The 24550-nt window shown below is 47.2% G+C and carries 22 protein-coding genes, 1 tRNA gene and 4 pseudogenes; 13 read left to right on the top strand and 14 right to left on the bottom strand.

What is annotated here, in order from left to right; all coding sequences use genetic code 11:
- The first annotated feature begins 1 nt into the window (after window position 1).
- The 5 genes from RS889_RS14930 (at window position 2) to RS889_RS14910 (ending at window position 5336) form a co-directional block, all read left to right on the top strand.
- Window positions 2-676, top strand: coding sequence for a 3-oxoacid CoA-transferase subunit A (locus RS889_RS14930; RefSeq protein WP_315707832.1), 675 nt, complete (start codon window positions 2-4; stop codon window positions 674-676).
- A complete protein-coding gene (locus RS889_RS14925; protein ID WP_315707831.1) occupies window positions 663-1307 on the top strand; it encodes a 3-oxoacid CoA-transferase subunit B in 645 nt (214 codons plus the stop codon). The genes RS889_RS14930 and RS889_RS14925 overlap by 14 nt, the downstream gene beginning before the upstream one ends.
- 272 nt (window positions 1308-1579) lie before the next feature.
- A complete protein-coding gene (locus RS889_RS14920) occupies window positions 1580-2938 on the top strand; it encodes an MFS transporter (protein ID WP_315707830.1) in 1359 nt (452 codons plus the stop codon).
- Between the two features lie 36 nt (window positions 2939-2974).
- A complete protein-coding gene (locus RS889_RS14915; RefSeq protein ID WP_315707829.1) occupies window positions 2975-3952 on the top strand; it encodes a SphA family protein in 978 nt (325 codons plus the stop codon).
- Window positions 3953-4157: 205 nt separating this feature from the next.
- Window positions 4158-5336 (top strand): acetyl-CoA C-acetyltransferase, encoded by a 1179-nt coding sequence (locus tag RS889_RS14910; RefSeq protein ID WP_315707828.1) that lies wholly within the window; start codon window positions 4158-4160, stop codon window positions 5334-5336.
- 147 nt (window positions 5337-5483) lie between these two features.
- On the opposite strand, the gene RS889_RS14905 is transcribed toward RS889_RS14910, so the two are convergent.
- The 4 genes from RS889_RS14905 to RS889_RS14890 all read right to left on the bottom strand — a co-directional run bounded on the left by RS889_RS14905 (window position 5484) and on the right by RS889_RS14890 (window position 9903).
- Window positions 5484-6506 (bottom strand): sugar kinase, encoded by a 1023-nt coding sequence (locus tag RS889_RS14905; protein WP_315707827.1) that lies wholly within the window; start codon window positions 6504-6506, stop codon window positions 5484-5486.
- 195 nt (window positions 6507-6701) lie between these two features.
- Window positions 6702-8228, bottom strand: coding sequence for a DHA2 family efflux MFS transporter permease subunit (locus RS889_RS14900; RefSeq protein ID WP_315707826.1), 1527 nt, complete (start codon window positions 8226-8228; stop codon window positions 6702-6704).
- Window positions 8229-8239: 11 nt separating this feature from the next.
- The gene (locus RS889_RS14895) at window positions 8240-9418 is read right to left on the bottom strand and encodes an efflux RND transporter periplasmic adaptor subunit (protein ID WP_315707825.1); all 1179 of its coding nucleotides are present in this window, start codon (window positions 9416-9418) and stop codon (window positions 8240-8242) included.
- Between the two features lie 29 nt (window positions 9419-9447).
- A complete protein-coding gene (locus tag RS889_RS14890) occupies window positions 9448-9903 on the bottom strand; it encodes a MarR family transcriptional regulator (RefSeq protein WP_037380807.1) in 456 nt (151 codons plus the stop codon).
- Window positions 9904-10617: 714 nt separating this feature from the next.
- On the opposite strand from RS889_RS14890, the gene RS889_RS14885 reads away from it, so the two are divergent.
- Window positions 10618-11784 (top strand): iron-containing alcohol dehydrogenase, encoded by a 1167-nt coding sequence (locus tag RS889_RS14885; RefSeq protein ID WP_021015377.1) that lies wholly within the window; start codon window positions 10618-10620, stop codon window positions 11782-11784.
- A 267-nt stretch (window positions 11785-12051) separates the two neighbouring features.
- On the opposite strand, the pseudogene RS889_RS14880 reads toward RS889_RS14885, so the two are convergent.
- Window positions 12052-12216: pseudogene (locus RS889_RS14880) on the bottom strand (IS30 family transposase); the annotation flags it as partial.
- 711 nt (window positions 12217-12927) lie between these two features.
- Between RS889_RS14880 and RS889_RS14875 the strand changes: the two are divergent.
- The 6 genes from RS889_RS14875 (at window position 12928) to tnpA (RS889_RS14850) (ending at window position 17620) form a co-directional block, all read left to right on the top strand.
- Window positions 12928-13554, top strand: a complete 627-nt coding sequence (locus RS889_RS14875; protein ID WP_315707824.1) for a GntR family transcriptional regulator — start codon at window positions 12928-12930, stop codon at window positions 13552-13554.
- 40 nt (window positions 13555-13594) lie between these two features.
- The gene (locus tag RS889_RS14870) at window positions 13595-13900 is read left to right on the top strand and encodes a PTS sugar transporter subunit IIB (protein ID WP_315707823.1); all 306 of its coding nucleotides are present in this window, start codon (window positions 13595-13597) and stop codon (window positions 13898-13900) included.
- 124 nt (window positions 13901-14024) lie between these two features.
- Complete coding sequence (locus tag RS889_RS14865) at window positions 14025-15317, top strand: PTS sugar transporter subunit IIC (RefSeq protein ID WP_315707822.1); 1293 nt, start codon at window positions 14025-14027, stop codon at window positions 15315-15317.
- A gap of 35 nt (window positions 15318-15352) precedes the next feature.
- The gene (locus RS889_RS14860; RefSeq protein WP_021015381.1) at window positions 15353-15688 is read left to right on the top strand and encodes a PTS sugar transporter subunit IIA; all 336 of its coding nucleotides are present in this window, start codon (window positions 15353-15355) and stop codon (window positions 15686-15688) included.
- Entirely contained in the window at window positions 15681-16976 is a 1296-nt protein-coding gene (locus RS889_RS14855) for a 6-phospho-beta-glucosidase (protein ID WP_315707821.1), read from the top strand. The genes RS889_RS14860 and RS889_RS14855 overlap by 8 nt, the downstream gene beginning before the upstream one ends.
- A gap of 185 nt (window positions 16977-17161) precedes the next feature.
- Complete coding sequence (gene tnpA / locus RS889_RS14850) at window positions 17162-17620, top strand: IS200/IS605 family transposase (RefSeq protein ID WP_315707820.1); 459 nt, start codon at window positions 17162-17164, stop codon at window positions 17618-17620.
- A 457-nt stretch (window positions 17621-18077) separates the two neighbouring features.
- On the opposite strand, the gene RS889_RS14845 is transcribed toward tnpA (RS889_RS14850), so the two are convergent.
- From RS889_RS14845 to RS889_RS14805, 9 genes and pseudogenes are all read right to left on the bottom strand, one after another.
- A complete protein-coding gene (locus RS889_RS14845; protein ID WP_315707819.1) occupies window positions 18078-18746 on the bottom strand; it encodes a nitroreductase in 669 nt (222 codons plus the stop codon).
- 23 nt (window positions 18747-18769) lie between these two features.
- Window positions 18770-18979: pseudogene (locus RS889_RS14840) on the bottom strand (NAD(P)-binding domain-containing protein); the annotation flags it as partial.
- Window positions 18980-19009: 30 nt separating this feature from the next.
- A complete protein-coding gene (locus RS889_RS14835) occupies window positions 19010-19312 on the bottom strand; it encodes a MarR family winged helix-turn-helix transcriptional regulator (RefSeq protein ID WP_315707818.1) in 303 nt (100 codons plus the stop codon).
- Window positions 19313-19453: 141 nt separating this feature from the next.
- Window positions 19454-21040: an IS66 family transposase gene (tnpC, locus tag RS889_RS14830; RefSeq protein WP_315707817.1), complete on the bottom strand. Its 1587-nt coding sequence runs from the start codon at window positions 21038-21040 to the stop codon at window positions 19454-19456.
- Window positions 21041-21085: 45 nt separating this feature from the next.
- Complete coding sequence (tnpB, locus tag RS889_RS14825) at window positions 21086-21454, bottom strand: IS66 family insertion sequence element accessory protein TnpB (RefSeq protein ID WP_290180505.1); 369 nt, start codon at window positions 21452-21454, stop codon at window positions 21086-21088.
- Window positions 21454-21762 (bottom strand): IS66 family insertion sequence element accessory protein TnpA, encoded by a 309-nt coding sequence (tnpA, locus tag RS889_RS14820; protein WP_290180506.1) that lies wholly within the window; start codon window positions 21760-21762, stop codon window positions 21454-21456. The genes tnpB and tnpA (RS889_RS14820) overlap by 1 nt, the downstream gene beginning before the upstream one ends.
- A 48-nt stretch (window positions 21763-21810) precedes the next feature.
- Window positions 21811-23436: an ISL3 family transposase gene (locus RS889_RS14815; RefSeq protein ID WP_315707816.1), complete on the bottom strand. Its 1626-nt coding sequence runs from the start codon at window positions 23434-23436 to the stop codon at window positions 21811-21813.
- 75 nt (window positions 23437-23511) lie between these two features.
- Window positions 23512-23655 (bottom strand): annotated as a pseudogene (locus RS889_RS14810) (Arm DNA-binding domain-containing protein); the annotation flags it as partial.
- A 161-nt stretch (window positions 23656-23816) separates the two neighbouring features.
- Window positions 23817-23892 (bottom strand) — tRNA-Asn (locus RS889_RS14805).
- A 374-nt stretch (window positions 23893-24266) separates the two neighbouring features.
- On the opposite strand from RS889_RS14805, the pseudogene RS889_RS14800 reads away from it, so the two are divergent.
- A pseudogene (locus RS889_RS14800) lies at window positions 24267-24533 on the top strand (LysR family transcriptional regulator); the annotation flags it as partial.
- Window positions 24534-24550 lie beyond the last annotated feature (17 nt).

Raw genomic sequence — 24550 nt, 5'->3', positions numbered from 1 at the left:
GATGTCGGGAAAATTCGCTTTAACAGATGAAATCACCCGCCTGTTTCAGGATGGACAAACGCTGATGTGTGGTGGATTTGCCAACCATGGTGTGCCTAACCAACTGATCCAGTGCGTGATAGACAGCGGGGCCCGGCATTTTACCCTGATTTCCAACGATAGCGGTGATGCAGATCTGACCGTGGGCCGCCTGATTCATCACGGATTGGTGGACAAATTGATTGCGTCGCATATCGGGCGTAACACCGAAACAGTGGCGCTGGTCGCGGCTGGAAAACTGGAATTGGAATTGGTACCACAGGGTAGCCTGGCTGAACGTATGCGTTGCGGTGGATCGGGATTAGGTGGAGTGCTGACCAAAACCGGTATCGGTACGGTGGTGGAAAAGGGCAAACAACAGATCATGGTCGATGGCGAAGCCTATCTGCTAGAAACAGCACTGCAGGCGGATATTAGCCTGGTACGTGCCCGCACTGCCGATCCACTGGGCAATCTCACTTACCGCGGCACAATGCGTAACTTTAATCCCCTGGTGGCTAAAGCGTCCCGCCTGACACTGGTGGAAGCTGACATGTTGGTAGATGTGGATGAATTGGGTCTGGATAGCATTATTACTCCCGGTGTTTATGTGGATAAAATACTGATAAACAAGGAGTTACGCAATGAACGCTCGTGACAGGATCGCCCAGCGCGCTGCAGGTTATTTCTCTTCCGGTGATGTCGTCAATCTGGGCATCGGTATTCCCAGCCTGTGCAGTGACTATGCCGTGCCGGGAGTGATGATTCACACGGAAAACGGGCTGGTGGGGATGGGGCCGCTGGTCTCCGGTGTGCTGGCGGTGGAGGGTTTTTCCAATGCCACGGCCATGCGCTTTGCGCCCGTACCTGGTGCCAGTGCGTTTGACAGCGCTGAATCTTTTGCTCTGGTTCGTTCCGGCAAACTGGCCGCCTCTGTTCTGGGTGCGTTGCAGGTTGCAGAGAATGGCGATCTGGCCAACTGGGCACAACCCGGCCGGGTATTCGGCATGGGTGGCGCGATGGATTTGGTTAATGGCGCCCGGAAAGTGATTATCACCATGGAGCTTTGTACCAAACAGGGTGAGCCGAAGATTGTTAAATCATGCAGTTATCCGCTGACGGGCAAAGGCTGTGTGGATCATATCGTGACCGAGCAGTGTGTGATTGATGTCACTCGCGATGGACTGATACTGGTCGAACTGCTGGAAGGCCTGACACCCGAAGATATTCAGCGCCAGGTTGAACCTCGTCTGATCATCGCTGACTCGTTGGTCACGATGCCAGTCTGACTTGCCAGGAATGATGCATGGGCGGTGCCGTTGGCAAATGACGCCTACGTGGATTAGACCAAATGCGCATCCTCTGACTATCGGCTTCGCCATCATTGTGTGCAGAGGCCGGCATGTGACGTGAAGAGATAGCGCAGCTCACTGAAGCGGGACGGCAATACGCTCCCGCTTCCCGAACGACCACCTATTGGATTATTGGAAAACCTTCTGATACCAACGCATAACAGCGGTCTGGCCGCATTATCGTACCGGCGCTGTGGGAGCATATCCTTATGACTGTGCAAAAAAATAATATTGCGTTCAATGAGATCACAGATTGTTCTACCCAGGGTGATACGCCTCTCTTTACCGCCAGCCGCAACGGTTTTGGTACGCGCGGCTGGACCATCATCGTGTTTCAGGCAGTCATGTTCTGGATTGCCGCCGGCGCGGTGACTCATGGTCTGAACGTGATTCTGCCTGCGCTGTCGCAGACCTACCACCTGGAATACAGCGCGCTACTGGCGCTGGCGACACCCGCTTCCTGGGCTTCTATCCCTGCCGGGCCAATATGTGCCTGGTTATGTGAAAAGAAAGGCCCAAAGTTCAACATCATTTTCTGCTTAATCGCCTGCGGGCTGTGCTTTGGCCTGTTGGGACACTGCAGTTCGCTGACGGGGTTCACCCTGCTGTTCGCTGGCGTCTGTTTCTTTGGTACTGGTTTTGCTTACGTGGGCGGCACGTCTATCATGACCAGTTGGTTCGTGCGTAAGGCAGGACGGGCGCTGGGGTGGTGTACGGTGGGGCAGACGTTTTCCAGCGCGTTTTTCGTTCCCACGCTGGCCACGTTGTTCGTCTGGCTGGGCGTTCGGGATGGTTTTTGGGGTATCTCAACCATGATGCTTGTCATGGCTGCGCTGGTGTCGCTGTTTGTCGCCAATAAACCCGAAGATGTCGGACAGGCTCCCGATAATGAACAACTCACCGTCGCCGAACTGAGTAATCGGATGCAGCAGCATGACAGCTATGTCTGCCCGCTCAGTATCCGGCAATTGCTGCGCATGCGGGATGTCTGGTTTATGGGGATCTCCACCGGTGGCATCTACATTATGCTGGTAGGGGTAGTCAGTCAGATTGTTCCCCGGTTAATGGAGATGGGCTATGCGTTGAATACCGCTATCTTCTATATGTCCATTTCGGCGCTGTTTGGCACACTGGGGGCATACGGCTGGGGGTGGATCAATGACCGCCTTGGGGTCAAGCGCGCATTGCTGATTTACACCGCCTGGTGGATGGTTTCCGTGGTGATCAACCTGTTTGCCCAGCATACCGCCATGCTGTGGGTCTCTTTGCTGATGATCGGCTTTAGCCTGCCGGGTGCCACTAATTTAAGCACTGCGCTGATTGCTACCAAGTTTCCCCGTCGCCTCTATGTGCGCGCGATCGGCATTGTGCATCCCATTCAATCCGTCGTGCGCTGTTTTGCATTTTCTATTCTGGCTTTTGGCCTGGCATATCTGGGGGGGTATACCGGCGCCTACCTGCTATTGCTGGGTGTCGGGGCCATCGCGTTGCTGTTGATTTGGCAGACTGACGTGACGCCAGTGGATGCTGGCGTGTTCACTGATAATTCATCACATCGTACTGAATAAGTGACGACATAAAACTATCTTAGCGAGGAAAGGCGGATGTTTTATAGCAAATCAGTGTCTGAATACATGATTTATTCGGTGATGCTTTATATCAGTGCTATCACGGGTTACGCCAGCGCAGCAGAGGGCATCAGTCCGCTGCAACCCGGCGCAACGACGGGTAATGCGGCCGGAGTGCTGCCACCACCGGGATTGTACCTGATGATGGATACCGATTATGAAGGGGGCAAGCTGAAGAATGGGCAGGGAAAAACAGCCCGAACGCCAGCCGGGCAAAGCATTAAGGCGTCGAATGTCAGTTCCGTGATGGCGTTGGTTTGGGTGCCTGGCTGGGAGATGTTGGGGGCGCGCTATGCCGTCGCTGTTGCACAGCCATACAAGTGGGCGCGGACACGGATCAGCGGAGCGGACAGCAGTAGCATTGTGAGCAGTAGTGGTATGGTCAATACCGCCATCACGCCAGCTATTCTGTCATGGAATCTGGGCGGTGGGTACTATCTGGGGAGTGGGCTGACCCTTTATACCGGTAACGGCAAGTTTCGTTATACCTATGATGCATCCACTGGACGTAATGTGAAGGCTTCTACGTCTATTGGCAATGATTACTGGACGGTGGAACCAAATCTGGCATTAACGTATTTAGCTGATGACTGGAATATCACTTTTAATAATATTCTGGATATTAATACCACTAATAAAACGACCGACTATCGTTCAGGTATAACCTATTATCTGGATGTTACTGTAGCTAAAAATATTAATAACTTTACCGTGGGATTGATTGGTAATTATACCAAGCAAATCACTGACGATAAGCTTGGTGGAAAAACGGTATCGGCAATATCGGGTTTTTATGGCGAGGGGAATAGAATGGAGCATGTGCTGGTTGGCCCTTTGCTGGCTTATGATTTTGGTTCGTTCTCAGTAAATGCCAGGATATTGCTCTCGCTGCGGGCGAAGAATGATGCTGATGTTTCATTCTTTCATCTTGGATTCAGTATGCCAATTAAATAATCTGTTGGTGAGTGACGATCGGAAAATGATATGACCGAAAATAAGTAATATCTATGATGATTAATTCTGACTGAAAATAAAAATTGGCGATAACTATAGCCATTCCTGTGTTTTATTTTATGGTGATCTTATATGGTGTTAAATATCTCTGTTATTTATTTTTAGAAAAATATCCGATTTTATTTTTTCATTACAAGAGGCAATTATGACATCACTTGTTATTGTCAGTGCCGTCCGTACGGCAATCGGCAAATTTGGCGGTAGCCTAAGTACATTTACCGCGCCGCAATTGGGGGCGTTGGTAATGAAAGACGCGGTCAATCGGGCGGGACTTGAACTGTCGGTAATTGATGAAGTGATTTTTGGTAATGTGCTACAAGCCGGACTCGGGCAAAATCCTGCACGTCAGGCGTCGCTGCTGGCAGGCCTGCCGGATACCACACCGGCAACCAGTGTAAATATGGTCTGTGGCTCCGGTTTGAATAGCGTTATTTCCGCAGTGCAAAATATTGTGTCCGGCAATGCGGATACTGTACTGGCGGGGGGAATGGAAAATATGTCAGCCGCACCCTATTTACTTAATCATGCCAGATGGGGATACCGAATGGGGGATCAGACAGCGACCGATGTTATGGTTAATGACGGTCTGTTCTGTGCCATAAATCATTACCATATGGGGATCACCGCTGAGAATGTCGCGAAGCGCTGGCATGTCAGCCGTCAGGCTCAGGATGATGTTGCGTTACTGTCTCAACAGCGGGCCGCCGCTGCGATTGAGTGCGGTGCATTTCGGCAAGAGATTATCCCGGTGACGCTGAAAAGTAAGCGTGGAGATAGCCTTTTTGCTATTGATGAACACCTACGGGTGAATACCTCGGCGGAGAGTCTGGCCAAATTACCCCCGGCATTTGATCCCGCTGGTTCGGTAACCGCTGGCAATGCCTCGGGGATTAATGATGGTGCAGCCGCGCTGTTAGTGATGAGTGAGGAATCCGCCCAGCGTCAGGGAATTAAACCATTGGCACGAATCCGCAGCTATGCTACCTGTGGTGTAGATCCCGCCGTAATGGGCATTGGCCCGGTGCCCGCCACGCGTAAGGCGTTGATCCGGGCGGGATTGACGATTAAGGATATCGATCTTATTGAGGCCAACGAAGCGTTTGCCGCCCAGTTTATCGCCGTCGGTAATGAGTTGAAGCTGGATATGGATAAAACCAATATTAATGGCGGCGCTATCGCGCTGGGCCATCCGATTGGCGCGTCTGGCGCCCGTATTCTGGTAACGCTGTTATATGCATTAATTAACCGGGATAAAACATTGGGATTAGCAACACTCTGTGTCGGCGGTGGGCAGGGGGTGGCAATGATTGTCGAGCGTGTTTAACCTGCGCTGGCGTGCCACGGCATTGTGGCGGCAAATTGTGGACAAGCAGCTATTACCTGGGTTGTATTTTATATAGTCAGATGTCATTCAGTCAGCGGTGGGCGTATTCCGGCCGATAGCTTCAGCCGGAATACTTTTTCCTACCGCTTAACGGCTGAGGCTTGCGCCACCGCCTTTTTTCATCACCGCGCGGATATCTGACTCCTGAACCAGATTCAAATCACCGCTGATGGTCAGTTTCAATACGCTGGCTGCAATCGCAAATTCAATCGCTTCCTGTGTGTCAAATTTGTGTAGCAGGCTGTGCATTAAGCCGGCGCCAAAAGCATCACCTGCGGCAACGCCTTCCATTACATGCACATTGTAACGGTTGGTTTCATAGAATGTACCTTCACTCAGCAGCAGCCCCATCCACTGGCTGTCTTCGACGGATTGGATATTACGCAGGACACTGACTACCATCTTGCAACCTGGATATCTTTTAGTGACTTCCTGCATGCCGTCTTTAAACGCGTCAATCTGTTCGATGCCGCGGGACATATCGCCATCAAATGCCTTGATGCCGAGCGTCGCTTCGAAATCTTCATCATTGGCGATACAAATTGTGACGTAATGCATCAGCCTGGACATCACTGTTTGCGCTTTTTCTGGTGACCACATCTTGCCACGGTAATTCATGTCGCAGACCACCGGGATATTATGCTTCTGGCAGTAGACGCAGGCAGCTGTTACGGCTTGTTCCAGCTCGACTGAAATGGCGGGAGTGATACCGGAGAAATAGAAATAATCGACATCCCTGAAAATGGCTTCCCAGTTGAACTCTGTCTGTTTCACTTCCGCGAAAGCGCTCCCAGCACGATCATAGACGACATTGGTAGCGCGTACGCTGGCACCTTTCTCGAAGAAGTAGATCCCCAAACGGTTTCCGCCACGTAACACTTTTGTCGTATCGACACCATATTTACGCAGTGTGGAAAGTGCTGTTTCACCCAATAGATTTTTGGGCAATTTGGTCAGGTAGGCGGCGTTATTTCCAAGCAGTGATAATGATACCGCGACGTTGGCTTCGGCACCGCCATAGGCGGCTTCAAAGACATCAGACTGAATAATGCGATTGTTACCAACAGGTTTCAGCCGCAACATCATTTCTCCAAAAGTTAACACTTTCATTTATTTCGTCCATTTCTGAATAAGTTAGCGAATTATATACCCAATAGATTTGGCGTTGCAGACAGACGGCAGTCGGTTGTGACACAGATTAAGGGAGTGTGCGGGTTTTTGACGTATTCAGGATCGCTTTATGGCAAGGATTATGGCGTGCGCCTCTGTTCCTTCATCAGCGACGCTCTGATATCGTTAAGCCAGTTAATGTCCTGACGATACTGTTCCTGGCGTCGTAAACGGTGGTTTGGCAAACCAGATAACCACGATCAGTCCCAGAAATCCCCACCCCAATAAATGGAAGTAATCGATAGTCGAGGACATCCACGCCTGTTGTTGCACGGTTTTATCCAGTTGCGCCAGATTGGTTTGCGTGATACCGCCCATCCGATGGAGGTAACTTACCGCCGCCGGGTTATATATGGACACGCTTTCGCTCAGTATCGCGTGGTGATAAATCTCACGATTTGACCAGATCCAGGTGGAAAGCGATGAGGCAAAACTCCCACCCAATACGCGCAAAAAGGTTGCCAGTCCTGAGCCTTCAGCCACATCCTTGCCATGCAGACTCGAGAGCAAAATAGAGGTCAGTGGCACAAAGAAAAACGCCACGCCCATTCCCATGAATAGCTGCACACCGGCAATGGTCATGAAATCTACATTGGTGTTGAATTGAGAGCGCATCAGACATGATACTCCCATGATCACAAACGACACTGTGGCGAGCAGCCGTAAATCCACCCGGTTGCCATAACGTCCAATAATCGGCGACAGTATCACTGGCAACATCCCCATTGGCGCGGCTGCCAGTCCCGCCCAGATTGCGGTATATCCCATCCACCTCTGAAGCCATTGAGGCAGGATCACGTTAATGGCAAAAAATGCGGCGTACCCGAGCATCAACGATAGCGTGCCGACAGTGAAATTTCGGTCGGCAAACAGCCGTAGGTTAACAATCGGGTGGCGTTCTCCCAACTCCCAGATAATAAAGGACACCAGCGCGATGGCGGAAATAATCGACATCGTTACAATATTCGTAGAAGAAAACCAGTCCAGATCATTGCCTTTATCCAACACCACCTGCAACAAACCAACGCCGATGACCAACAGCCCAATACCGATATAATCGACACTGACGCGTTCTATGGTATTCCGCCAGTCACGTAGCTGCATCCAGACAATGATCGAGGCAAAAATGCCGATCGGCACGTTGATGTAAAAAATCCACGACCAGGAATAACTATCGGTGATCCAGCCGCCAGTAATAGGGCCGACGATCGGACCTACTACTGTCACCATCGCCAAAAGTGCCAGTGCCATGTTGCGTCGGGATGGTGGGAATATCATCAGCAACAGCGTTTGGCACATGGGGTACATTGGACCGGCAAAGAAACCCTGTAAGGCCCGGAAAATAATCAGCTCTGTCATGTTCTGCGCAAAACCGCAAAGGAAAGACGCAAGACTGAACAGTAAAACCGAGACAATAAATAGTCGTAGTTGACCAATGGTACGGGAAAGCCAGCCAGTCAATGGCAGGGAAATGGCGTTGCACACGGCGAAAGAGGTTATCACCCAGGTACTCTGATCCGAACTGACACCGAGACTACCGGCAATCGTCGTCAACGATACGTTGGCAATCGTGGAGTCCAGCACCTGCATAAATGTAGCCAGCGAGATTGCAAATGTCGCCAGTGCCAGACTCGGCGGTGTAAAAGCAGCCTTATCGTTCATCACTGCCTTCCTTAGCCATGTGTGTTCGTCAACGGTAAACTGTTGTCATGGAGAATTTGCGCTACCAGTTCGTCAGCTTGCTTAAGAGTAACGTCGTAAACGTCGGTGTGATAGCGTGGCGTATTGACCGTTTCTGTGGGTAATAATTTGCCTTGATCATTGTGAATATCCACTTTGGCGTACATCGACAGACCGATACGCAGCGGATATTGCTTTATACTTTCTGGATCAAGAGCAATGCGCACCGGGAGTCGCTGGACGATTTTTATCCAGTTTCCGCTGGCATTTTGGGCAGGTAACAAGGCGAAGGCACTGCCAGTCCCGATACCAAGGCTTTCTATCGCACCTTTGTATATCACCTTATCGCCATAAAGGTCGGACGTCAGGGTAACCTGCTGACCAAGCCGCATTTGCTGCATTTGGCTTTCTTTAAAATTGGCATCGACCCATATCTGATCAAGGGGCACGATTGTCATTAGCGTCGCGCCGGAACTCACGTGCATCCCCAACTGAACGGAGCGCTTCGCAACATAACCGCTTACTGGAGCAACAATAGCGCAGCGTGCCCAATCCAAATACTTGCTACGTAGGTCTGCCACCGCACTTTTGATCTCGGGATGATTGTCGACCACGGTATTATTGACCATGGCCTGATTGACGCGCAGAGACTCTTCTACTGCATTAAGGTTGCTGCGGGCGCTGTTGACCGCATCCTGATAATGCGCCAGCGATTCTGTGGAGATAGCGCCTTTGGCGGCCAGTCCTTTACGACGGTTATAATCACCAATGGCCTGTTGCAGTGCCACCTGCTTGGCTTTCACCTGCGCTTGATAGTTATCCACGGTACTGTACAGACCACGCACCTGGCGCACGGTCTTGGCCAGCGACGCTTCCGACTGTTGCAAGGCGATGAAGGTATCGCTCGGACTGAGTTGCACCAGTATTTGTCCTTTCTTTACATAATCTCCGACATCAACACTGATTTTTGTCACGGTACCATCGATTTGTGGTGTCAGTGTTATCTGGTTGCCATCAACATAGGCATCGTCGGTGGTCTCATAAAAACGCACGTACAGTTGGTAGTAGATCCCACCAGCAGCAGCAGCCAACAGCAAAATGACCAGCAAAACAGCAAAATTACGTTTACGGCGACTGGTGTGTGGAAGAGGGGAATCTGGTTTTGTTTCCATGGTGATGATGACCTTTGCCATTTGTTCGTTTATTGAGGGAAAAAGCGTTCTATGACGTCATTCGGCAACATCTTGGTGAGGAGCTGTGTGAGTTGTTCCGTTTCCTGCGGGGTTAGCCGGGCGGTCATCTGTACCGGTAAAATCTGTATCCCCTCCAGCTCGAAACGCTGACAAATCGTCGTCCCTTTTTCAGTCAACGCCAAGATCACTTGACGCTTATCGCTGGGGTGAGGCAGACGCAGAATCAGTTTCCGTTTCACCATCCGTTCGATCATGCGACTCAGTGCACCCCCGTCCATCATCATGTTCTTACTCACTTCCACCGGACTGACAAACCCGTTACGAATATTGATTAAGACCTTGAACTGGGCAGCGGTAATGTCACTACCGGCAAGGTATTCATTAATTAATTGATCTTTAAATTGGTTTGCCAAGTGAATCAGCAAACCAAGTGGATAGGTATTTTCAGCAAGTTTTTTCTTCATGCTTACAACATATTGACTAGGCATTTATTTCATCTGAAACTAATGTTTAATCAACTAAATGTCAATATTAATTATCATTACAGTTTGTTTCTTATTGGTAAGCTATAGGCTAAATCGGCAGCCTTCTCATAGAAACGGCGGTTACATGGCGTGGGGGATACCCCTGTCCGTGGTGGCGGAAAACAGTTGCAGATCAAAGTTTTCTTCGAGGTTTTTGGGTGCTTGGCATTTCCTTATTTAATAATGATGCTTTCCTTCGTATTCACGGCTGATGTTACATGGTGAAATCACATGGTGGCATTTTATGCTACTTTAGAGGGTGGTCTACGAAATATAACTTATATTTTTATGATGTAAGAACGTGGCATTAATGGATATATTGGAATATGAAAGCGTTTGTTATTTTTATCAATAAAATAAATAGATGAGGTTGCACCATCGTATTATCTTGCAACAATAGTGCTGATATATCTGTAACCTTTTAATGACAAAAACCTTATATTTTGTGAGGTTGTTCACAATTATTATTTGATTTTCATATATTATTCCCAGCAGGTGTCCTGTCGCCGCGGGTATAGTGACATTATAAGTTTGTATCAATTTTCTGTGAAAATATGTTTCCGAAAATTTTGGTGGTGTTTTTTTATTTTTGTGGCGATAGCTTAAATATATTCATGGACACAATGCAAAGACTAATCAATGAGAGGAAAATACATGTCAACTTATTATTTTTTACCGACACGCAATGTTTTCGGCGAAGGTAGTGTGCAAGAAGTAGGTGAATTAGCGAAAACGCTAAACGCTAAAAAAGTACTGATCGTTACTGACAAATTTCTTGCTCAGAGTGGTATGGCGGATAAAGTCGCTGAAATTTATAAAAAGTCGGGAATTGACACTCATGTCTTCTCTGGTGCGGAACCTAACCCGACAGATAAAAACGTCGCTGATGGCATTATGGTCTATCGGGAACAAGGCTGTAATTCAATAGTCTCGCTTGGTGGTGGATCGTCACACGACTGTGCTAAAGGCATTGGTCTGGTTGCGGCTAATGGCGGAAATATAAGGGACTATGAAGGCGTTGATAGATCCAGTAATGATATGATCCCGTTAATGGCAATTAATACCACTGCCGGCACGGCCTCTGAAATCACGCGTTTTTGCATCATTACCGATACCGACCGCAAAGTTAAGATGGCCATTGTCGACTGGCGTGTTACACCGCAAATTTCAATTAACGATCCTGAGTTAATGGTAGGTATGCCGCCCTCGTTAACTGCCGCAACGGGGATGGATGCATTGACCCATGCGATTGAAGCGTATGTATCAACAATGGCTAATCCACTTACTGATGCCGCAGCATTAAAAGCAATTAAAATGATTACCCAATATTTACCTAAGGCTGTTGCTAATGGTGAATATATGAAAGCCAGAGACAATATGGCTTATGCTCAATATTTGGCCGGCATTGCATTTAATAATGCCTCTTTAGGTTATGTGCATGCTATGGCTCACCAGCTTGGCGGTTTTTATAATTTACCGCATGGTGTATGTAATGCAATTCTATTACCTTACATAGAATCATTTAACCTAATGAGCAATCTTAATCGATTCAAGGATATTGCAGAAGCGATGGGAGAAAATATAGTTGGTCTTTCCACTGATGATGCTGCGGTTAAAGCTATCAACGCTATTCAAAGATTGAGCAAGCAAGTTGGTATTCCTCGTGATCTGAAGAGCCTTGGTGTTAAACCAGAAGATTTCGCCATTATGGCTGAAAATGCTAAAAAAGACGTTTGTCAGCTGACCAATCCGCGTAAAGCGACTAAAGAACAAGTTATCGAGCTCTACAGAAAAGCTTACGAAGGTGAGCCGGCTATATAATCTAATGGTTCCTTACCATTTAATATATACCCGATAGATTTCGAGTTGCAGGGCGGTGGTATGTGAAGGAGTCCCGATGAGCTTACTCAAGTAAGTTCATCGGGCAAATCTGCCGGGAGTAGATTTGAACGCTGCTTGCAGCGACCATAAAGGGGCGAGACCCAAGGATGGGGAAAGTAACTGAGCGTAGCCAACGCACATGCAACGTGAAAGAGGGTTACAACGTGTTGAAATGGAAAACAATATTTTAAAAAGACTACTGTAGATTCAACTTGTCAACGCAATATCATTTTCAAAAACTTGTTTTGGCGTTTTAAATTTCAGTGTTTTTCTCGACCTGTCATTTAATTGTTCTGCGACTTGATCAAGATCCTGTTGTGAATGTTGAGCCAGACAGGTCCTTTTAGGGAAGTATTGCCGAATAAGGCTATTTCTTTTTTTCGTGAACTTCAGCGCCAGTTATTTTCCGACTGAACACATTTTCATTTTCTACCAGATACAGATAATGCCAGCGACCACGCACCACTGACGACAGACTACGCATGATGTGCACTGACTGCCACGGCTTCATTTATCCGGCGGATAAATTGATATTGCTCATTCGTCGGCGTTAGTCGTCTTCAGTTTCTCCGTAATAGTTTTCGTAGCAACAGTATCGCTGTTGCCTTCGCCAATGCTTCTGCTGGTCATTGTTCACTGTTTTGTCTGCACCCGCACCGGTTTTCCCCATATTTAGCCTGATTACGCCAGTTACACAGGATAGCTTCAGATGTTCCTTCCCTCTGCGCAACCGCGGCTACGGCCATGCCCGTAATTTTGCCAGCACACTAGCTTTATGCTCGGGGGAAATTCGCTTTACGTGTCACTTCATCACTCTCTGGATCATTCTTTCATAGAGGGTGACATCTATATGATGACACTGAGGGGGACCACGTCAGCCTTCAGATAGTGGCGCGTGAGCTATGTGAGTCCGATCACAAAATTATAAAATATGAGTATACTAATAGTATACATACAACCGCAAAATGTATACGGTATGTACATTAGTGAGTATGTATAAGAGTTAATATGAAGCCAGTTTATATCAGTATCGCCGACGACCTAGTCTATAAAATTAATGAGGGTTTCTATTCGGAAGGAGACATGCTGCCCACCGAAGTCGAGCTATGTGAGATTTATAACGTAAGCAGGATGACCCTGCGTAAGTCACTGGCTTTACTGGCGGAGCAAGATTTGCTTGTAAGAGTGAAGGGGTCAGGTACTTATGTAAAGAAAAATAAATCAGCGATTCATGGCGCTGCTGAGCTAACGGGTTTCCAGCAAGAGATTAAGAAACAAGGAAAAGAAGTCACTACCAAAGTCATAACATTTGAGATCATTCATCCAGATGCAATGGTAGGTGAACGGCTTTGTTTAGGACCTACAGATCAGGTTTTTCATATTGAGCGCATCAGATATATAAATAATGAAGCTGAGATTTTTGAAAGGACATACATGCCAGTAAATATGTTTTCTGACCTAACCGTCAAGATTATGTCAGGATCAAAATATAGCTATGTCCGTTCGAAAGGAATAAGTATTTATGGGAATAAACAAATCGTATCAGTTGAACTGGCTGATAAAAGGTTAAGCAAAGTCCTTGATGTCAAAGTAAACCACCCACTTTTGAAAGTAATTTCAATGGGGGAATATGAAAAAGGAAAAGTATTCGAGTATAGCATCAATATTTTCCGATTAAATCAATACAGCTTTGAGTTTTACGCACGATAAGAGAGATGCATTATATAATCATATTTAAAGAGGCTTTATCATGACGGTTAAAATTTTTTTATGTTGTGCTGCGGGTATGTCGACATCAATGGTTGTTAATAACATGAGGAAAGTCGTAACTGCGAAAAATCTTGATGTCGCTATTGAAGCATATTCAATTTCTGAGTTTGAAGACATGCTGCCACGTTATGATATTTGTATGGTAGCTCCACAGGTAAGTTATAAGTTTAATGATTTTAAAAAACGATGCGATGAGTCTGGTAAGGCGTGTTATAAAATAGAAATGAAAGACTATGGGATGCTTAATGGTGAAGCAATTCTAAATCAGGCCTTGTCAAAAATCTAATCGCCAGGTGTTTTATGAAAAAATAACTACCTTATTTTAAAATATAAATGAAATATTTCGGCATGTTTATTGAAAAAGCGGCCATAAACCAAGCCTTGTCAAAAATATAATTACCAGGTGTCTTATGAAAAACAAATTATTCTATTTCTTAGAAGAGCATCTTGCGCCTTTTGCGGGTAGGATCGGGGCTCAACGACACGTTATGGCAATTAGGGACGCCTTTATTGGTGCAATCCCTTTTATTATTGTCGGTTCATTTGCGCTTGTTATTGCGTACCCTCCTTTTTCAAAGCAAACAGTAAATTTTTGGACCGTTTTTGCCGCGAAATATCATAATGAAATTATGGCTCCATATAATTATACTATGGGAATAATGGCATTATGGGTAGTAACTGGACTTGGTTATAACTTAGCCAAGAACTACCGTAAACTTAACCCATTTCTTGCAGGTATCTTATCACTAGTAACGTTTTTAATGCTTTCAGCCCCCATGACGAGCAATGAAGCACTACCCATAGCAAATATGGGGGGGACAGGAATTTTTACGGCAATGATCATCGGGATTTTCATTCCTGAGATGATGCACTTCTTAATAAAAAACAACATTGGATTAAAACTACCAGAACAAGTTCCTGATAAAATCAGGCAGTCCTTTGACTTACTGATTCCAATAGCTTTAGTCATGGTTGTTGTATATCCACTGAGTGTGATTGTTTACAAGCAAACTGGGATGATCATTCCTGAGTTAATAATGCAAGCATTCAAACCTCTTATTTCTGCTTCAGACAGTCTGGGCGCTGTGTTGCTGATCACCCTCGTTGCTCAGGTTCTATGGTGGGCTGGTGTCCATGGGGCAACGATTGCTAGCGGAGTTATAGCTCCGTTTGTTTTATCAAACTTAGCTGTTAACCAGCAAGCCCTTGCGGCAGGTACTCCAGGGACAGAGCTACCAAAGATTTTTGCTCAACCATTAATTGACTTTTTCATTCAGCTTGGCGGATCAGGTGCGACCTTTGGGTTAGTGCTACTATTCTTGCGGTCACGCTCATTGCATTTAAAATCAATTGGTAAATTATCATTGATTCCAGGTTGTTTTAATATAAATGAGCCTATGGTATTCGGTACTCCTATTGTGCTCAACCCTTTATTCTTTATTCCATGGGTCGTGGCACCTTTAGTCTGTGGTACCGTAACATGGTTTGCATTTAAACTTGAACTGCTTCATCGGATTGTTATTCTTCCGCCATGGACCACGCCTGCTCCGATTGGCGCTATGTGGGCAACAAACTGGTCAGTTCAGGCACTGGTAGTTATTGCAATTAACTTTACTCTTGCCACTATTATATATTTTCCATTCTTTAAGATATATGAAAGATCTTTGTTAAAAGAAGAGTCGGCGCAACAAATTAAAAACTGAATGATCTAATTTAAATTATAAATATAGGTTTAACTATGGAAACTAATTCTGTTCTTGATGAAGAATATTTAATGAATTTACTTTGTCAGGCCGGTGCTGCTAAAAGCGCAGCTATGGACGCTATCTTTAAAGCTCGCGAGGGTTCTCATTCGGAAGCACTTCATCAGTTACAGATCTCTGATGAAATCTTCAAAGAGGTCCATAAATGTCAGACTGAATTAATTAGTATGGATGAGGGTAAAGGTAAAATACAAATGACCTTAATTTTAACCCACATCCAAGATCATATTATGAATGGTATGTTATGCAAAGAAATTGCAACTGAACTTGTTGAGTTGTATCGTCAATGTAAGGAAAAACAAAATGCTTAAAATAGCAATTATTGGTGGTGGTTCCAGCTATACTCCGGAAATCGTTGAAGGGTTTATCAACAGGTACCATGAATTGCCTATTACTGATATCTGCTTGTATGATATTGAGGAAGGTCGTTATAAAGTTGAAACCGTTGGTGCTTTTGCTAAACGAATGATTCAAAAAGCGGGCTTGCCAATTAATCTGACGATTACCTTCAATCGTGCTGAGGCGTTAGAAGGCGCATTATTTGTATGTTCTCAAATGAGGGTAGGCATGATCCCTGCCCGAATTAAAGATGAACGTCTTGGACATAAATATGGAATGATTGGTCAGGAAACAAATGGTATCGGTGGGTTTGCAAAAGCAATGCGAACCATTCCTGTGACATTAGATCTTTGTCGAGATATTGAAAACATTTGTCCAGATGCCTGGCTTATTAACTTTACTAATCCATCAGGTATCATTACTGAAACTGTATTAAAGCACACCAGCGTTAAAGTTATTGGCTTGTGCAATGTTCCTGTTATTACTCAATATGGCATCGAGGAATTACTTGGGGAAAAGGTTCAGATACAGTTCGCTGGCCTAAACCATTTTATCCATGCATTTCACATTTGGGATAATAAAGGGAAAGATCATATTAAAGAAGTCATCAATCGAATGTGTAAAGGGGATGACTTCGAGTTACCCAAAAACCTCGGTAAGGTAATATGGGTGCCTGAGCAACTAAGACAACTTAATGCAATTCCGTGTGGCTATCACCAGTACTATTATATGCAGGATGATTCTGAGCATAAGGAAATGGATGCAAAAGATTTCGTAACGCGCGGGGAAGAGGTCCAAGCGATCGAAAAAGAACTGTTTAAATTATATGAAGATATTAATCTTGATATTAAGCCTAAGCAGCTTGAAGAACGTGGTGGCGCTTACTATTCTGATGCAGCATGTGAATTGATTAATAGCATTTACAATAATAAAGGTATCCTTATGCACGTAAATACACGTAATAATGGTACTATTTCCGAACTACCTCCAGATTGTGCGATTGAAGTAACATCGCTGATTACAGCTTCTGGGGCGCACCCATTAAATATTCCTGCCATTGAGAACCCAGCAATTCGTGGAACATTGCAGCTGCAAAAAGCCTTTGAAGAATTAACTGTTAAGGCAGGTGTTGAAGGTGACTACGGTACAGCTCTTCAGGCCTTGACAATTAACCCACTAGTGAGAAAAGGAAATGTTACTAAACAGATTCTGGATGAAATGATTGAGATTAATAAGGATTATCTCCCTCAATTTAAATAAATAGGTTAAAAAAACAAAAGGGCAATGTCTCTTTTGTTTTTTTGTCTATAGAAAACCCCCAGCTAGGCTGGGGGTTCCGTAAAGCTTTCAGCTATAAGTCGGTTATAAAAACCCCTTTCGATTTGTTAAAACACCTTGCGGTCTGGCAACTGCAAAAGTTAAGCAAAAAATTGAAAGGGGGTCCCATGGGGGACGAAAAGAGCTTAGCGCACACCCGATGGAACTGTAAATATCACATCGTTTTTGCGCCGAAGTACCGAAGGCAGGTGTTCTATGGAGAAAAGCGTAGGGCAATTGGCGGCATATTAAGAAAGTTGTGTGAATGGAAAAACGTGAACCTCGTGGAGGCAGAATGTTGTGTGGATCACATCCATATGCTTCTGGAGATCCCGCCGAAGATGAGTGTGTCGAGTTTTATGGGATACCTGAAGGGTAAGAGTAGCCTGATGGTTTATGAGCAATTTGGCGATTTGAAGTTTAAATACCGAAATCGAGAATTCTGGTGTCGAGGGTATTATGTAGATACGGTGGGAAAGAATACATCGAAGATACAAGAATACATAAAGCACCAATTGGAGCAAGATAAGTTGGGTGAGCAACTCTCGATCCCATATCCGGGTAGCCCGTTTACGGGCCGTAAGTAATCCATAGATGCAAATGTCAGATCGCGATGCGCCTGTTAGGGCGCGGCTGGTAACAGAGCCTTATAGGCGCATATGAAAAACCTCCGGCTATGCCGGAGGATATTTATTATGGATTTTATATCACGACATCAAGATTAACAGTCATTATAAATTATTATTGAATATTAAGATGCGTGTTTTACATGCAAATTATTACTAAGGTGGCTTTGTTGAATAAATCGTATTTTGCATTGATTACATGTGATGCTTAAAAATCATTTATAAGCCAATAATTGTGTAAGCTCATCCCCAGGAGATTCTGCCGGAGAAACAGTCTTTCCCGGCAGAATACAGGGCTGCCTACATGAAACGTGCACGATGCAAACGAACGATATAATCCGCATCTGGATTTATTTTATTATCTCCCTTTTACTCGCTATCAGAAAATACACATTTATAAATGTCGCCATTCAATCTCTTAGCTGTGAAACGTCACGGACTCGTTGATATTGACGCGGTCCATTTTCATGCGATTACCTGGTGCACTTTCATCGGGATAGCCAAATGAGATGCCGAAGAGCATTTTCATGTCCCGAGGGATATTAAGGAACTGCCGTATGGGTTCAGCGTAGAAACCAAGAGAGGTCTGAGGAATGCCGCCAAGCCCGTGAGCAGTGAGTGACAGCAGCAGGGTCTGTCCATACATACCGATATCGCCAGCTACCCTGACATTATCACCGAAAGAAGGCACGAAAAGCAGGGCCACATGTGGGGCATTGAAAAAAGACAGGTTATAGCCTGAAGCCCTTTTACGGCCATCTGAGTCATCACGGGCAACGTTTAGTGCGTCGTAATATGCCTTGCCCTGCGAATCTTTACGTTCACCGTACACACTATAAAAATGATTCATGTCAAACGTAAAATCCGGTGTTATATCACCGGTCTGATATTTTTCGTGAAGCAAAACGGACAGCGTGGCAAGTTTCTGTCCTGATACAATATGTACGTTCCATGGCTGTGTATTGCAGTTAGATGGGGCGCGCTGTGCGTCTTCCAGAATACGAATAAGCTTTTCTTGCGGAACCGGCGTTGGCAGGAATCCACGGTAAGAACGACGCTTGCGGACGGCTTCACTAAATGAAAGCACGTGTCCGTCAGGCTCGCCCGCTCTGCATGCTTATCGAAAGGTATTGAGAGGATGACTGCGTCTACATCGCGAACGGCCTCCTGACGTTCAGCTACTGCACCCACCTTTCGCGCCAGCTCTGCAATCGTTTCTGGTCCTCTTGAGTTCGCCAGTTTAACAGCGTGGCCCTGACCAGAGCGCTTATGTGCCAGCGTCGCGCCAATGTTTCCGGTGTCAATAATGCCTATGTTCATACCATTACCTTTTGTCTGTATGGCAAATGATTAGTGACCAGCCGGATGGGCAAAGTTATTAAGGGTATCTCGCAACTCTGCGAGTTCTGCATCCGATAACTGACAGGCTGATTTGACGCTGTCGGTTATGCGCCACAGATCGCTTTGTAGCGCATTCCCTTCATCAGTCAGGGTAATGAGAACCCGCCTTTCATCTGCTTGGTCCCGGGTACGAATTATGCGTCCGGCAGCTTCAAGCCGTTTGAGAACGGGCGTGATGGTTCCTGTATCCATGCCGAGCTTATTCCCGATATCGCCCACCGTGCGTGGAGTGCCGTTAAACAATTCCAGCATCACCAGATACTGTGGAAAGGTTAGTTGTTAGTACCGATGTAAAAATGGGTCTTCCGCAACTTGGGTGGAGCCCTTTACGCCAGAGGGCTCATTACTCGTCGTCGCAGTAACTGTAAGCGCCGTTAAATCGACGTACTCCCCCTATCCATACTGCGACACATTTTTTAAAAAGGGGACCAGGTCCACATTCCAGGGCAATAACGCGTCGAGTTTTTCTTGCGTATCCGCCTCGCCGATGTGATCCAGCACATACTGGATATACGCCGTCGGCTCTAACTGATTGGCCTTCGCCGTTTCGATCAAGGAATAACACCCGGCACTGGCGCTGGCGCCCTGCGAACTGTCGGCAAATAGCCATGCCTTGCGACCGACCGCAAACGGGCGGATGGCATTTTCCGCCAACGCATTGCTGATGTTCACCTGCCCATGATCGCAATAGCCTATCAATTCTGCCCAGTGGTTGAGCGTGTAGTCCATGGCCTGACGGGTCAGCGATCCCTTCATTATCTTGCCGACATTCTGCTCCAGCCATAGTTTGAATGCCTTGAGCAATGGCAGGCTATATTGCTGACGGGCCAGGTATTTGTCCGCTTCACTGCGCCCCTGCAGGCTCCGTTCAATGCCATACAGTTTACCGATGTAGCCCAGCGCCACATCCGCTTTAGTGGGTTTGCCTTTGGCAGATTTTGCGCCCTTGGGGACCGCTTTGCCCGCTTCAATATATTTGCGCCGGGCATGATCCCAGCAGCCGATACGCACGAGATTGTTTTCACGGCACACCGCGTCATAACCGGCATAACCATCGGTTTGCAAAATACCGGTGAATCCCGCCAACAGGCGCACGGGAACACTACCCGCGCGGCTCGGGTCATACTCGAACAGCACTGAGGGTTTATCGGGGGGGCCACCGCGTATCACCCACATCCATTTGTCCGATTGGGCGGTTTTGCCTTCTTCTTTCAGCACCTGGATGCGGGACTCATCCATTTGCAGGTAACGGCCACTGTTTTGCACGTCACGCAACCTGGCCAGCAGCGGGGCAAATACCTTGGCTAACCGGATGATCCAGTGGGCCATATTGGTGCGGCCTACCGGGTGGCCACTGCGGGCAAGCATGTTTTCCAGGCGGTACAGCGGCAGCCCATCGGCATATTTGGCGACGATGATATACGCCAGCAAGGCGGTGGTGGCAAAACATTTGCCCAGCGGATGGACCGGGCGGCGGGCAGCCACAATAAACTCCTCGCCATCGCGGTCAAACACCGCTTTTTCCTGCCAGTATTCGATGACTTTTAATTGGGCGGGAATAAACGCCAGCTCTTCTTTAACCTTGCTGAAGAAGGTGGCGCGGGCGCCGGCTTTTTCTTCGTCGGACAGGCACAACTCCACACGTTCACGCAGCAGGTTGGCGGAGAAACCGCGTTGGCGTTTTTGGGTGCCAGACGGCGGTGGGGGCGGCGATACGTCATCCGGCAGTTGAGCCAACAAGGACTCCATTGCCACGTCCAGTTCGGCTTCATCGAACAAGGCAATCTGGTCAGTATGCCGCTCACTGCTGGCGGCAAACTGTTGGGCTTTTTTGAGGCGGAGCAGTTCTTCGAGTAGGGCGATATAACATTCGCGATGTTGAAGCTGTTGCTGAAGTTCCTCGACCTGCGCCAGCAATTCAACCGCAGATAAACTGCGGTTGTCTGGGTTTTCGGCTGGCGGGAAAGTGGGCGTTTTCATGGTTAAATTATAACAAAAACAGCCACCTGATGCTTCCTGTTTCGACTAATTAACGCCATCATAATGCAGTTTTTTATGCCCATTGAGTAGACTGATATCGTAACCATCAAGCAGCCAGTTAATCTGCTCCCCGGTCAGGGGTAACAGGTCATCGGCCAGACTGGGCCATTTGAACTTCTCCTCTGCCAGCGCCTTGTAATAAAGGACAAAACCATTGTCTTCCCACATCAGACATTTGATTTTATTGCGCTGGCGGTTAGTAAAAGCATACAGCGCCCCGGTAAAAGGATCGTGTCCCAATTCCTGTTCTATCAGCGCCGCCAGCCCGTTGACCTGCTTGCGGAAATCGATGGGTGCGCGATAAAGAAAAATCTGTGGCATCGCCAGCGCCGGGCGTAAGTCACGGTTACGCATCAGAGTTGCCTGAGAATAGCGCCCAGCAGGGAAACATTGCGGTCATTAAGACCGGTGATCACCAGGCCATTGGGCAATGAGAGTGTCAGCTCGGTTGGGGTGTCGACGTGGGTGATGTCGGCGGTGACTTTGGCAAACCCTGGGGCCCGCGCTTGAGTCGGGTTATCGGTACAATATTTTTGCCGCCAGTAAACAAACTGGTGGTATGTCAGCTGCTGTTGCTGGCAGAAAACCTGGCCAGAAAGACCGGATGCTTGCCAGGTGGTGATCTGTTCGCGCCAATAGTCGGCCCGCTGTTGAGATGTCATGATTGCGCCCTGCATTTATGGTAGACAGCGGCAGTGTGGCGCAGTTAATCACTGAAAAAAAGATGCCGATTTAAGGGCGCTTACCAGTAACTCGAAGCTGGCCCGGCCATACATCTGCCGTTTTAGCATTTTCAGGCGATTTACATGCCCTTCGACTACACCGTTACTCCATCTGCTGGTAATAGCTTCACATATTGCTGCTGCATCAGCTTCCATCCCGGCTGCAACACGCTGAAGCTCAACAGGGCCGTTTTCGCTGACATGAGTGAACCATTTGCCTAGCTGTGGCTTGTTTTTGGTTTTCAGGATCTGGTAGAAGTCCAGCGCCAGTTGCTGCGCTATTTTCAACTGCGGTTCTTTTTCACACATCAGCCCGATGAAGCGGGAAGCATAATTTTTTTCGCCCCTTATTATTCGCCAGGGCATCAACCAACGGCTCACGCGCGAAGCTGATGGAAGCCTGGCTGGCGCAGTAACAGATGCGCTCCCGCCTTTACGCCATTTGGCAACCTCATCTCTGACGGTGGTTTCGCTACCGGTGAATCCCTTTGCCACCATTTCCCTCCATATCTGACTGCCATTGTGGTTACCGTTTTCACGTTGTTCCTCCAGCCAACCATGCCAGGGATCCAGAAGGCTTGGTTTCCGGGGACGGGTCGACATTTCAGGGAATGTACCTGACTGGAGCCAGCGCCTGACCGTTACGCGTGATAATCCTGTGGTGCGGGATATTTGACGGAGCCCACATCCACTTTTATGCAGGGTTATTACCTCCACCCAGCGTTGGTGGCGTTTATCACGAGTCTGCTGCTTAAGTCGCTCCGGGCGACGGATATATGGAGCTGGTTCAACCCGTTCTGGCTCAGATGGTTTCTTTGGCGACAACTCACTGGCGACAAGACGTATCAGAGGCATATGTCTGTACATCATCCGTTCGAGCGCATCACCAATGTTTTTCAGCAAGTGCCAGCGATCGGCAACCTGTCTGGCTTGAGGAGCTCCTTCACGTGCTGCTGTGGCATAGATACCGCCGCGATCGCGCGAGACAACCTGTATTTCTGGATATTTTCTGAACCAGGCAGCCAGCGTACGCTGATCGCGGCCAGGAAGCAGTACGAGGGGACGGTGAGTATCAAGATTGACTATTAACGTGCCGTAACGGTGACCCCGATGCCATGCCCATTCGTCGATACCAACATGGGGCGTGCCTGCCGGTTTCGGCTCCGGGGTATTGATCACCCTGCGAAGAAGAGTATCTGCACTGCTACAGAGACCAACTGCCGTAGCTGCCCGCCTTCCTGCCTCACCTCCCGCTATTAATCCCAAGTGACGCTGTAAATTTTGTAACGCCAGCGAAGACTGCTGCCGTGAACTTGCGAAGGGAGCCAACGACTCGGCAAAAATTTTGCGTGGACAGGCCGGGTTACGACAGTACCAGTGGCGGATGGAAAATATCAGCCATAGAGCCTGGCCTGAGCAGGGTAGATGCTGTATCCGGCGCCGGCGACAACTATGAACAGAGTCGCTGCGCTTAAGGCATTCGGGACATAGTGCTGTTTTGCGTTTGCCACGGAGATGGAGGGTTATACCATCAGGACTAATAACTTGTCGGCCGTATTGCCATCCGCAAGGTAACTGTAAAAGTGTCTTAAGTGAGGGCATTGCGTTATCCATAACTTAAAACAGCTTAGATCCTTGTTAACTAGAAAGTTTCATCAATATTTCTCCACCCAAGTTGCGGAAGACCCTCTTTTTTCCGTTGATGCGATATTTGAGATACCAGAGACGCGAACCGCCGGGATTGACTAAAAGATACAGACCGTGAGAGTCGGCGACTTTGAAGGGTTTTGCGGAAACTTTTAAGTTGCGGATTTTTGAATCATTAAGAGACATGTGGGGGTCACTCCGTCATCGAACTAACCTGACCCCAAATCTGACCACCACATTCTCCCGATGCGGAGGGAAAACTGAACATGCACCGGGAAGACTTTTCACGCTAACTTATTGAATCTGAATCACATAGTGATTCGCAAGGATGCATGAAAGCAGGAAATTGGCTCCTCTGACTGGACTCGAACCAGTGACATACGGATTAACAGTCCGCCGTTCTACCAACTGAACTACAGAGGAATCGCTGAGTGCGAGGGATGATAGCGGCAGTAGTTGGCCTTGTCAAAGGATGGAACCTTCTTCTGGAATCGTTTGATGCACTTCTAATCAACTCATTGAAACTATTGTCATAGCATCCCTTACTCTGGCCTGACTAATCGGTGCGCCAGCAAACTGGTGCACTTGCAGATTGCAAATAGCGCACTGTAATGGTGCATTCAAGGGGCGGCTCTATTGGAAAGACCATAGCGAATTCATAACCTTAAATTTAATGGACCATTGCTTTTACTTATTTTTACAACCTCTTAAGCTCATCCCATGTTTTTTATTCGCGACTAAAAGGAATATGGCGCGGTTTTTGCTACCTGTAGAAGGTGACTATTCGGGAGGTACACATGAATCTTAGACGACTCAAATATTTTGTAAAAATCGTTGATATCGGTAGCTTGACGCAGGCTGCTGAAATGTTGCATATCGCGCAACCAGCGCTGAGTCAGCAAGTTGCTACGCTGGAAGGTGAGCTTGAAAAACAGTTGCTGGTGCGTAGTCGTCGTGGAGTGACGCCGACTGAGGCAGGAAAAATTCTATATTCACATGCGCAAACTATTTTAAATCAATGTGAGCAGGCAAAGAGCGCGGTTAATGGTGTTCGGCAAACGGTAAATGCCTGATCTTAACG

The sequence above is a fragment of the Brenneria uluponensis genome (assembly GCF_032395385.1).
Classification (GTDB): Bacteria; Pseudomonadota; Gammaproteobacteria; order Enterobacterales; family Enterobacteriaceae; genus Prodigiosinella; species Prodigiosinella aquatilis.
The sequence above is the reverse complement of the archived record's forward strand: the minus strand, read 5'-3'. Positions and strand labels throughout refer to the sequence as shown.